This window comes from Liquorilactobacillus uvarum DSM 19971 (genome assembly GCF_001434935.1).
Lineage (GTDB): Bacteria > Bacillota > Bacilli > Lactobacillales > Lactobacillaceae > Liquorilactobacillus > Liquorilactobacillus uvarum.
The window spans coordinates 1-12223 of the sequence record NZ_AZEG01000039.1 but is presented as its reverse complement, the minus strand read 5'-3'; the positions used below and the strand labels follow the sequence as shown (position 1 = coordinate 12223).

The 12223-nt window shown below is 36.2% G+C and carries 8 protein-coding genes; 2 read left to right on the top strand and 6 right to left on the bottom strand.

Annotated features, from left to right (window positions below):
- Window positions 1-266: 266 nt before the first annotated feature.
- On the bottom strand, window positions 267-1058 hold the full coding sequence (locus FD20_RS11115) for a carbon-nitrogen family hydrolase (RefSeq protein ID WP_057738594.1): 792 nt from the start codon (window positions 1056-1058) through the stop codon (window positions 267-269).
- A 247-nt stretch (window positions 1059-1305) separates the two neighbouring features.
- Here FD20_RS11115 and FD20_RS11110 point away from each other — a divergent pair, with 247 nt between their 5' ends.
- A complete protein-coding gene (locus FD20_RS11110) occupies window positions 1306-2220 on the top strand; it encodes an L-lactate dehydrogenase (RefSeq protein ID WP_057738592.1) in 915 nt (304 codons plus the stop codon).
- 283 nt (window positions 2221-2503) lie between these two features.
- On the opposite strand, the gene FD20_RS11105 is transcribed toward FD20_RS11110, so the two are convergent.
- From FD20_RS11105 to FD20_RS11085, 5 genes are all read right to left on the bottom strand, one after another.
- Window positions 2504-3454 carry a metal ABC transporter substrate-binding protein gene (locus FD20_RS11105; protein ID WP_057738590.1) on the bottom strand — a complete coding sequence of 317 codons (951 nt, stop codon included), beginning with the start codon at window positions 3452-3454 and terminating at the stop codon, window positions 2504-2506.
- Window positions 3451-4293, bottom strand: a complete 843-nt coding sequence (locus tag FD20_RS11100) for a metal ABC transporter permease (protein WP_057738588.1) — start codon at window positions 4291-4293, stop codon at window positions 3451-3453. Before FD20_RS11100 ends, FD20_RS11105 begins: the two co-directional genes overlap by 4 nt.
- 1 nt (window position 4294) lies before the next feature.
- Window positions 4295-5017 (bottom strand): metal ABC transporter ATP-binding protein, encoded by a 723-nt coding sequence (locus FD20_RS11095; RefSeq protein ID WP_057738586.1) that lies wholly within the window; start codon window positions 5015-5017, stop codon window positions 4295-4297.
- A gap of 184 nt (window positions 5018-5201) precedes the next feature.
- Window positions 5202-6830 (bottom strand): DUF3114 domain-containing protein, encoded by a 1629-nt coding sequence (locus FD20_RS11090; protein ID WP_057738583.1) that lies wholly within the window; start codon window positions 6828-6830, stop codon window positions 5202-5204.
- Window positions 6831-7090: 260 nt separating this feature from the next.
- Entirely contained in the window at window positions 7091-11332 is a 4242-nt protein-coding gene (locus FD20_RS11085) for a 2-hydroxyacyl-CoA dehydratase (protein ID WP_057738581.1), read from the bottom strand.
- Between the two features lie 188 nt (window positions 11333-11520).
- Here FD20_RS11085 and FD20_RS11080 point away from each other — a divergent pair, with 188 nt between their 5' ends.
- Window positions 11521-12126: a TetR/AcrR family transcriptional regulator gene (locus FD20_RS11080; protein WP_057738580.1), complete on the top strand. Its 606-nt coding sequence runs from the start codon at window positions 11521-11523 to the stop codon at window positions 12124-12126.
- The last annotated feature ends 97 nt before the right edge of the window (window positions 12127-12223 follow it).

The window sequence follows — 12223 nt, the reverse complement described above, 5'->3', positions numbered from 1 at the left end:
ACCAAAGATTTTTCCAAACCGGCCTTTATTATGGAGACTTATGTCACAGCCTCTTATGTTTAGATAACAAATAAATTCACATTATTTTTTTGCTTTTGTTGCTATGCAAAGATTACATACACTTACAATGTTACTTTCTTATATTTCTACTATCACATTGTCTCATAAAGCTGTACACGAAAAAATACATTATGCTACCTTGTATTGATAGTACCTCTTTGCCTACATTATAGGAAGCTTATGGTTCTTTTTTAAAGCTTTCCTAATTAGTGATATAGATTTGTTTTTCGATCCGAAAAAACAGGTATCTCACCCCGAATCTTTTCAATTGAAGCCAAGTTTAAATCAACATTAAAACAACCTTCTTTATCATCAGGAACCCTAAGCAACAGATTTCCCAATGGATCGATCACAAGTGAATGTCCGCTAAAATGCTCTCCCGCTGGCCCTTCACCAATTCGATTGACGGCCACCACAAAAGCTTGGTTCTCAATGGCACGCGCGCGCAACATAACTTCCCATTGTTCTATTCTTTCCACTGGCCATTGGGCACTAACAAATAAAATCTCTGCTCCTTCGCTCATTAAAGTCCTCTCCCATTCAGGAAAGCGAATATCATAACAAATAACGCCTGCTGCCAGAATACCATCCAAAGCAAACTTATTTTGTTTTGTGCCTGCGGTTATCCATTTATCTTCGTGCATTAACCCAAAAAGATGAACTTTATCATACTCGCTGCAAATTTCACCATCGCGATTAAAAACGTAACTGGTATTATAATATGAACTTTCTTTAGCAGTTGCAACTGATCCGCCTACGATATTCACATGAAAGCGCCGAGCAAGATCAGCCAGAAAAGCTTTGGTCCTAATGCCGCCTTTATCAGCTAAAACATCCAACTTATCCAGTGCATATCCGACATTCCACATCTCGGGGAGAACAATCACATCAGTTTTTGCAGCAACTGCCATTTCAACCAATTGCGTTACTCTTTCATAATTAGCATCTGCTTGCGCATATTTTACATCCATTTGTATCAAACTTACTTTTAAAGCCATTCATTGATCATCCCTTCTTTTGTTAGCATTAACTTTATTTAAAATTGGTCTATTAAAATTATCAATTTGCTGGATTAAAGCTCTTAAATAAATCATTCTAACCTAAAACTAATCTTAACAAAAAAACACTTGTTTTTAAAAGTAATTTACAAGTAAAAAGCTCATGTCTATAGTTGACTTTATGCACAGAACATTTAAAATTGACATTATAATAAATTTAGATTCTTTTAATGGAGGCTTTTTTGACATGAGAAAAATTGGTGTGATTGGTCTAGGTCATGTGGGTGCAACCGTTGCCTATACACTTGTAACAAAGGGAATTGCTGATGAACTTGTTTTAATTGATTCAAATGCAGAAAAAGCAGTCGCCGAGGAGTATGATCTTCGTGACACAATCTCACGCTTGGATACTTTCACAAAAATTATTCCTCAAAGTTATGCTGCACTACAAAATGCAGACGTCATTATAACGGCTTTTGGAAATATTTCCTCCATTAGAATGGATGGAGATCGCTTTGGTGAATTAAATTACAATGCCAAAGTTGTTTCAGAAGTGGCACAAAAGATTAAGGACTCAGGATTCAATGGCGTTTTAATTAACATAAGCAACCCGTGTGATGTTATTACTACTCTTTTGCAACATAAAACTGGTCTCAGTAAAAAACAAGTATTCGGTACAGGTACATTTCTAGACACTGCAAGGATGCAACGTGCAGTCGGTCAAGCCATACATGAAGATCCTAAAAATATAAGCGGTTATGTTCTTGGAGAACATGGTGAATCACAATTCACAGCTTGGTCAACAGTCGAAATTAAGGGACATGCAATTACAGAGGTTGCCGCTGCAAGAGGACTTGATCTTAATGAGTTAGACCAGCGTGCTAGACGTGGCGGCTGGTTAGTCTTTTCAGGCAAACATTATACTTGCTACGCAATTGCAACATGTGCTATCAAACTGACACTCGCAGTTCTTTCAGATGCACATCTTGCTTGTCCGACTTCAGTTTATCTAGAAAACTATGATCATTATATTGGTTATCCTTCTGTTATAGGACGACAGGGAGTAATTGAAGTGAACAAAATCAATCTCACTATTGAAGAACAAGCAAAATTAGATAATTCCGCAAAAATAATTTCTGAAAAATTAGCAGTTTTAGATTAACAATCGCACCTTTTTAGATCGCTAAAAACACAAAAATTATATTTTTACAAAATATGTTAAAAGGGATGGATCAAAAATTATATTTTGATCCATCTCTTATTTGATCTTTTATTGTGTGAATTTAGTGCGTTTCGATAGTCATTTTTTCTTGAATAACCATGATTATTCTTAGCGGCTTATGCTTTTTGTACCCGTAACTTACTGGTAATGCACAAAGACTAATGTCTATTTGGTGCACTATATTTTAAATTTTCACATCTTACAGAACTCATAAAATTTTCTTTTATTGAGACAATCCAGCAATTATTTTATCTAGATTCCATTTCATCATCGCATAATAACTGTCTCCAGCTTGCCCCTTTTCTGCAACTGAATCTGTAAACAGCTCAGAATAAATTGGAATTCCGCTGTCTTTAGACACTGTCTTCATTGATCTGGGATCAACGCTACTCTCTACAAAAAGTGCTGGTATCGATGAACCCTTAAGCCTGTAAATCAACTTTCTTAATTGTCTCGGTGTTCCCTCTTGCTCAGTATTTATCTCCCAAATGTAGATTGAAGGAATATTATAAGCCCTTGAGAAATACTTGAAACATCCTTCGCTTGTAACAATTATTTTTTTATCAGCGGGTATATTCTCAAATTCACGTTTTGCTTTACTATGAAGTACATTTAATTTCTTTACATAGGCTCTTCTATTTTTTCTGTAAAAACTTTTATTTTTTGGATCTTTAGCTGAAAGCTGTTTTTCGATATTCTTAGCATAAATAATACCATTCTTAAGATCCAACCAAGCATGCGGGTCCTCCTTGCCCTTTTTGGATTGGCCATTTAAATAAATTGTTTTTACACCGTCGCTAACTGCAAAGTAATCTTTTCCTGCCTTTTTCTTTGTGTTTTTAACTAGTTTCTCAAACCATGCGTTACCACCAGTTTCTAAATTAAGACCATTATAAAATATTACATCTGCTTCTGCTGTTTTCTTTATATCCTTCGGCAATGGTTCATATTCATGCGGATTTTTTCCAACCGGAACAATACTATGCAACGTAATTCGGTCTTTTCCGATGTTTTTAGTAATGTCGGCTATAATAGAATTAGTTGCCACGACTTTCAAAGTTCCCGTATCACTTGCTGTTTTACTTTTATTTTTATTTAAAGAACATCCGACAAGAATTAAGCTTACAAAAGCAATTGGTACCAGATATTTGAGCAACAAATGTACCTTTCTCATCCGTCATGTCCCCTCCTTTTAATATATTTCTGTTTTGGAGAGACGAAAAAACTAACCAGGAAGACCACTGTAGCAGTTAAAACAATACTCGAACCCACAGCAACATTATAACTATACCCTATAAAGAGACCAACAACTGAAACCGCTGCCCCAATCCCTGCTGACAAAAAAATCATCGTCTTCAAAGTTTTAGTAAATAAGTATGCTGTCGCTGCAGGTGTGATCAACAGCGCAACGATTAAGATCGTTCCAACACTTTGCATCGCTGTGACAGCAACTAGAGTCAATAACGTCATTAACATGTAATGATAAAAATTAACACGAGTCCCCAGTGCTTTCGCCATTTGAGGATCAAAAGTTGTTAGCAAAAGTTCCTTAAAATAAAGTACAATTGCTAGGACTACAAAAATAGCTACTGCAATCGTTATCCACTTATCACTATCTTGAACCGCTAGAATATTGCCAAAAAGAATATGAAACAAGTCTGTTGAAGTCCGTGCAAAGCCAATTAGAATAATACCAAGTGCTAAAAAGGAGCTGAACGTTATCCCAATAGCCGTATCACTTTTAATAACACTATTTTCCTTGATGTAAGTAATGATTACCGCAGACAGAATTCCAAAAGCAATAGCCCCAATAAAAAAATTAATGTTTAAAATATAGGCAATTGCCACACCTGGAAGCACAGCATGTGAGATCGCATCCCCCATCAATGACATACCTCGTAAGATAATGAAGCATCCCACAACTCCGGAAACGGTTCCAACAACAATTGCAGTTATCAAAGCATTCTGTAAAAAATGAAACTCCATTAATCCTTGAATAAACTCTGCAAGCATCTTATTCACTCCTGTCTATAAAAATATTTTCTCCATAGGCACGTTTCAAATTCTGCATGTTAAAAACATTGCTTGTAGCTCCAACTGCAATTATCTTATTATTCAACATTACCAGTTGATCAAAATAATCTTCAACCTTGCTCAAATCGTGATGTACAATTAGAATCGTTTTTCCTCTTTTTTTCAAGTCTTTCAAAATTTTTATTATAATGTTCTCACTCACCATATCAATACCTACAAAAGGCTCATCTAAAAAAAGATAGTCTGCATCTTGAACTAAACAGCGAGCAATCAGAACACGTTGAAATTGCCCCCCTGACAATGCACCAATCTGCCGTTCCTGTTCTTTCCTTAAACCAATGACTTCCAAGGCTCTTTCTACCCTTCTCCAGTCTTCTTTCCTTACTGATTTAAAGAGACCCAAATTGGGTAATGTGCCTAACGCTACACATTCTCTAACTGTAATTGGAAATGAAAGGTCGATCAGATTCTTCTGCGCAACATAAGCTATTTTTTTCAGCATTTTTTTTGAAGAAACTCCATTTATACTAATCTTTCCTGTTGAACGGGTCATTCCTAATATTGCTTTCAAAAGTGTTGATTTTCCAGATCCATTCGGCCCAATTATACCTGTAATCGTTGGACCCATAATTGTTAAACTTACCTTTTTCAATGCTTCTACTTCATTATTGTACATAACACTGACATTTTGACACTCAATCATTTCCATCACCTCTCGTCTAAGATAAATCATTCAGAACTCCACATTTTTAGGGTACCCTAAACAATAGACTGCGTCAATTTTTTTAACTGGTCTTACAAATTTTATTTCCTAGGAAATAGCACTTTATGTGTGCTCTAGAAATAGATGGTCGTAAAATATTTTTAGATGCAACACCTTCTCACTATTAATTTTGTTGCACCCGTTCTTTTTCAAATTTAAGTACTGCAAGTTTATTGATATGATGCGCACTTTGATTGTTATTTGCGTATATCGGATGATTTTTAAGATTATAATTTGTTAAGGAAGGTGCCTTGTATTTTTTGATAACTTTTGTGCGAAATTCAGGCTCTAATTTTTTAGGAATATTAATATCTAATTTATAATGCTTAGAATTTTTAGTATTCCATTTTTTACTTTTTCTTCCCCTATAGTCATTCGAATCCGCGTAATTAAAACTTGCTCCGTTGACTATTCCGTTCTCATTTTCATTGGGTTCTTTTAACATATCGATTTCATTTACAAATATATCATTCCCATTCAGAATAAATTCAGAATGGAAGTTGACCACCACTTTAATATTCGTTTCAACGTACCCTTTAGGTGCTTGTCCGGTTTTAATCTTATGTTTTTGATGAAGACGTGCTGACTCTTTTAAAGAGTACTTCTTTTTGTCCAACCTATTCAGATAGCTTCCCAATGCAGTTCCATCTTTCATGCATGGCTGTAAGTAGTTATCCCTTATAAATTGTATTTGCTGAGCAGAAATAACATAACGAAACTGATTTATTTTTTTGGCCAACGCCTGATTTGACGTTAGAGCTAATCCTTCCGGAAAGGCTATCTGAACTGTTTTAGCCAACTCATTCCAAAAAGGGTCATCTGGTGCAAGCCTTCTAAAATGACGCACTAATTCCTGCGTTTGCCTTATACTCCCATCCAGTGTTCGCATTTCGACCATGGACATTAACAAAGCAAGTTTATTTTGTGCATTTTCCTTGCAGTTGCCAACTAAGTAGGCATGCCACATCCGTGTAAAAAATTCTGAATCTATTTGCCCGCTAAGAATTTCACAGTCTTCAACACTTTGGCGGTTATTCAGACACTGTTCTACCAAAACTCTGATACTCTCAGAGGGCCAATACATTATATTTTTATTGCGAACTTCCTGCATAAGTTTTTTTTGCCAAGATATAGATTTTACGAAAGTTTTATCCAATTTGCTCATACTTTTTTTAATCATTAACGACAGATATAAAGCTTGCAGACTTTCAATCCATGTTTGATTGAGAATATCAATTTTTCCACACCTATATTCCTCTAAATTATGCATCCCTCTTTCAATATTCGACCATATTTTTTCTAATCGTTCACTTTCCAGTTTCAAAGATGAAATATTTTTTTTGAATTTTTTTATTTCATTTTTCTTTCGAAAAATAGTTTTTTTTAAAATTTGATCGTTTTTTACCTCAACTGCCTTCCAACATCTTTTGAGCAACGGAAGATGCTTTTTTGTTCCAGACAATAATTTTTTTAAGAAAAGAAAAAACATTGCATATTTGCTGTTTCTTTTTTGCTGTCTCACACTTTCAACAATTTTCAAATAGAGTGCATTAAGTAAAAAAGTCTGGTCAGTAAAAACAAATAATCCCTTAAGCAGAACCAATTTGCCCTTATAGTAGTTCTGGTCGTTCTTATTCGCTTCATTTTCAGCCATATTCAAAGCATAAAGTACCGCTGCGCTTTTTATTTCTAGCTTTTTTTTTATTCTTCTCTCCCTCAAAACTCTTTTCTTTGATAGGTACTTAGCAAACATTGTTTCAACCTCTCTCTCAGCCGAATTGACTCAATCAGCTTTACAAACTAACTCTATTAAAAGCTTCTCTCGAGTGCAACTAAAAACCACTTCTCTTTTAAAAACACAAAAAGAGCAGAAAATTAATTAAAACAAAATAACAATTTGCTTCAATTAAGTTCCTGCTCTTTGCAATCAAACATCTAAAATTGTCACACGCATTTTAAATTATATGGCAAAGAAAAATTTTACGGTTAGCTTTGCTGCTTAACATTTCTTAATTATCTTACCAAGTTTTTGTTAGCAGTCGCCAACATTAACCTTATTCGGTTAAGCTGATTTACAAAAGAAACACTCGGATCATAGTCGATCATTGTAATATTAGCATGCGGATATTGACTGCGTAGTTCCTTAACGACACCTTTGCCTACAATATGGTTAGGCAAGCATCCAAAAGGCTGCATACAAACAATATTATTGATACCTGCTTTCAGACACTCGATCATCTCTCCAGTCAAGAACCATCCCTCACCTGTTTGATTACCCAATGATAAAATAGCACTCGCATCTTCTGCCAATTGTTCGATTGCCTCGATACCTGTAAATCTGTCAGAATTTTTCAGTACCTCATTCATTGGCTTTTCACACCATTTGATTACTTTAAGAGCTAATTCAGCAAATAGCTTGCTTTTGTTTGAAAAGCCTAAATGATCATGTCGATAAATTTGATTATATAAAGAATAATTCATAAAACCGACAATATCGGGACAAACGACTTCTGCTCCCTCTTTTTCAAGCAATCGCACAATATTATTATTTGCAATTGGTGAATATTTAACAAGTATCTCTCCTACAATACCAACCCTCGGTTTTTTTAACTTTTTAAGCGGCAAATTATCAAAATCGTTTACAATGTTTTGCACATTTCGTTTAAATTCTCTGAATTTTCCGTTAATCACATTTTTTCTAACACGCTGCAGCCATTCAGCATGCAGTTTATCAACCGCTCCCTTTTGTATCTCATATGGCCTCGTTCGATAGACTACCCGTTCAAACAGGTCTCCATACAGAAACGCTAAGGCAGTTCTTTTTGCGAGCGGAATAGTCAATCTGAAACCTGGGGTTTCTTCGACACCCTTATTTCCAAGTGAAATAGAAATGACCGGTACTTGTCCGAAGCCAGCATCCCTCAAAGCTTTTCGAATTAATGGGATATAATTTGTAGCTCGGCAGCCCCCACCTGTTTGACTCATCATTACTGATGTATTATTGACATCATACTTTCCGCTCTTTAAAGCTTCAAGCATCTGACCAATCGTTATGACTGCCGGATAACATGCATCATTGTTGACGTACTTAGTTCCAATATCAACAGCATCATGATCTTTTATTGGTAAATTAACAACATTATAGCCAGAAGCCTGCAGTGCAACATCTACCAACTGTGATTGATGGATTGGCGACAACATCGGCATCAGCAATGTATGCTTTTTCTTCATTTCTTTAGTAAACTTGACTGGTTTCGGAAGATCATATAATTTTTTTGGTTCAACATGCTGTACATGCCGCTCGTTAACAGCGGCCTTCAAAGAACGCAATCTGATTCTAATAGCACCAATATTAGTCCCCTCGTCAATTTTCAGGACAGTATACAGCCTATTATGCTGGGTAAGTATCTCCTCGACCTGGTCTGTTGTTATTGCATCAATCCCACAACCAAACGAGTTTAGCTGTACAAATTCCAACTCTGGTGTTTTAGCGGCAACTTTAGCTGCTGCAAACAAACGCGCATGGTATGTCCATTGATTAACTACTCTCAGACCCGCAACATCTTCCATGTGCGAAATGCTGTCTTCTGTCAAAACGTTAAAACCCTCTGCGGCAATAATCTGTGAGATTCCATGATTTATCTGTGGATCCAAATGATAAGGACGACCAGCTAAAACTATTCCTTTTTGGTGGTTCTGTCTCATTAGACGCAAAGTTTCTTCACCGCGATTTTGAATCCATTGTTTGAATCTCTTCAGTTCTTTATAGCCTTCTTCAAGCGCTTCTCCTACCTCTGTTAACGTTACACCCTTATCTTTAAAGGTTTCATATAAATTCCGTGCAGTTGATCTATGGTCATTAAGATTTAAGTACGGATTACGGTAGTCAATTTCTCCGCTACGGATCTGATCGACATTGTTACGGATAACATCTGGATAAGATTGTACAATAGGACAATTATAATGGTTGTCTGCATTTTTACTTTCCCTCCGCTCAAAAACAACGCTTGGATAAAAAATTGTTTTAATGCCGCGATCAATCAGCCATTGAACATGACCATGAACCATTTTAGCAGGATAGCAAACCGTATCACTAGGAATCGTCTCGATTCCTTTTTCATACATCTGCTCACTCGATCTAGTTGAAAGCTGAGCCCGAATACCTAATTTTTTAAAAAAAACAGCCCATAAAGGATAGTTTTCATAGATGTTTAGCACACGAGGTATCCCAATAACTCCACGAGTCGCTAATCTTTTACGCAGTGGCCGATAATCAAAAAGATGATGGTATTTTTCTTTGACTAAATTAACACGTTGATCTTGTGGTTGTAATTTGATTCGAAGTCCCTTTTCACACCTGTTGCCTGTAATAAATTTGCGACCATCATTAAAAACAGTGATTGTAAGCAAACAATTGTTTTCACATCGTCCACAATGGTCAAATTGCTTTGTAGATGAGAGTCCCTCCATTTCTTCTGTTGTTAAGAGACTAGAAATATCCCCCGCTTGAGAACATTCCTGAGCAATTAACGCTGCTCCATATGCTCCCATCAAACCTGCGATGTTCGGCCGAACTACATTTTGGTCGCTTAATTTTTCAAATGCACGAAGTACGGCTTCATTGTAGAAAGTTCCACCTTGGCAAACAATATGTTTTCCCAAATCTTTAGCACTACGCGCTTTGATGACTTTAAATAATGCATTTTTAATGACTGAGAGCGATAAACCCGCAGAAATATCCCCTACAGATGCCCCCTCTTTTTGTGCTTGTTTTACTTTTGACTGCATAAAAACTGTACAACGTGAACCCAAATCAGCTGGATTTTTAGTTAGTAAAGCTATCTGTGCAAATTTTTTCACATCATACTTCAAAGATTTCGCAAAAGTTTCAATAAAAGATCCACAACCAGAAGAACATGCTTCATTCAACTGAATAGTCGACAGTGCACCATTTTTGACATGCATTGCTTTCATGTCCTGACCGCCGATATCCAAAATAAAATCAACATCCGGCATAAAGTAATGTGCGGCTTTGTAATGTGCAACGGTTTCAACCTCACCCAAATCAGCCTTTAAAGCACTTTTGATTAATTTTTCTCCATAACCGGTCGTACAAGTTTTGGCAATTTTCACTTTTTCAGGTAAATGAAGATACATTTCTTTTAAAATATTGATTGTCTTTTTTAATGGATCACCATCATTATTTCCATACCAAGTGTATAATAATTTATGATTTTCACCCATAAGTACAATTTTTGTTGTGGTAGAACCAGCATCTATTCCTAAAAAAGCATTTCCTTGATAAGTTGCAAGATCTCCCTTTTCAACCCTTGCTTTTTGATGCCTCTCTCTGAACTCCTGTAATTCCTTTTCATTGTTAAATAATGGTGGTAGCGTTTTTGTAGGCTTTAGAGCCTGGCTGTCCGCTTTATCCAAATATGCTATTAATTGAGCAATCGTCGTTGAAGAGTTGCTTTTCGCATAAAGAGCCGCTCCCTTGGCCACAAAAAGCTGTGGATTCTTTGGAAAAATCACATTTTCAGCGGATAAATTCAATGTTTCAATAAAACGCTGTCTCAACTCACTCATAAAATAAAGTGGGCCCCCCAAAAAAGCTACTTTACCAGTTATCTTATGCCCCGAAGCCAATCCGGCAATCGTCTGATTAACAACTGCTTGAAAAATGCTGGCGGCTAGATCTTCTTTGCGCGCACCATCATTAACTAGAGGTTGGACATCTGTCTTGGCAAAAACACCACACCTTGAAGCAATTGGGTAAATCGTTTCATACCCCCTCGCCAACTTATTCAGTCCTGCTGCATCTGTCTTCAGTAAACTGGCCATTTGATCGATAAAAGCACCTGTTCCCCCAGCGCAGCTACCATTCATTCTTTGTTCCAAAGAAGAACCAAAAAAAGTAATTTTGGCGTCCTCACCGCCCAGTTCAATTGCGACATCAGTTTCCGGAATTACTGTCTCAACCGTTTTAGTACAGGCAATAACTTCCTGAACAAATTCTAACTTGAGCGTTTCTGCCAAACCCATTCCACCAGAACCGGTAATCGTGAAGGAAATTGGTTGCTGTTTTCCAATCACTTGAGCTGCTTCGCACAGAACTTTCCGACTTGCTTTTTTTACATCAGAAAAATGACGTTGATAGGTCTCATAAAGAGAGTTATTCTGTTCATCTAAAATTACGACTTTAACAGTTGTCGAACCGACATCTATTCCGCCTCGTAACTTCTGTTTAATCATCATTTGCCCCCTAAGATCACTTTTTTAAACTTTTCGATATCCGCCACAGTGTTGAATATCCAACACTGTGTTGCTATACTTACTTATATTGTAAGCAATTTAGAACAACATTCAATCATCAATCTTTTGCATTCTGCTCGTTATGCAACAGATGTTAAAGATATGTCGGTTTTTATCGGAGGTGTTTTATGAGTAAACAGGATTTACGTATTACACGCACAAAAACAATGATCTTTAACGCCTTTATTGATTTAATCGAAAAAAAGGGATTCGATAGTATCACGATTCAAGATATTGCTGACCAAGCAATGATTAATCGTTCCACTTTTTACGCCCACTTTAAAGATAAACAGGATGTCTATGAACACATTTTTTCTTTCATATTAAACCCACTTTTTAAAAAGCTTGAACAAGATATACTTGAGGATGGTAGCATTATTCAGGAACAGAAGTTGGTTGAATTATTAACAACTGCCTTTCTTATGATCAAAGAAAATAAAAAATTCTATCTAATTGCTACCGAAGGAAGAAACAATCTCATTCTGACCGATGCATTTTCAGATTTTTTGCGGAATCATTATACTAAAATATTTGCAAAATTACGTGTTGAAGAAGATGATATCGTTATGCCAACTGATTTCATTATTTCCTACATGGTTTCAACCTTTATGGGAACAATTCACTGGTGGCTGCATTCTGATTTTGAGCTTCCACCTGAACATATGGCTCATCTCATTATCAAACTACTCCACAATGGCAACTTGACGGTTCTAGGAATCAAAGTAAAAAAATAACATCACAACTGCGTTCACATAAAAAAGGGCTCTACAATATTGAGGCTGTGACATAACTAGCCTCTGTATAAGCAAATAGGACGAGAAACCGAATTTT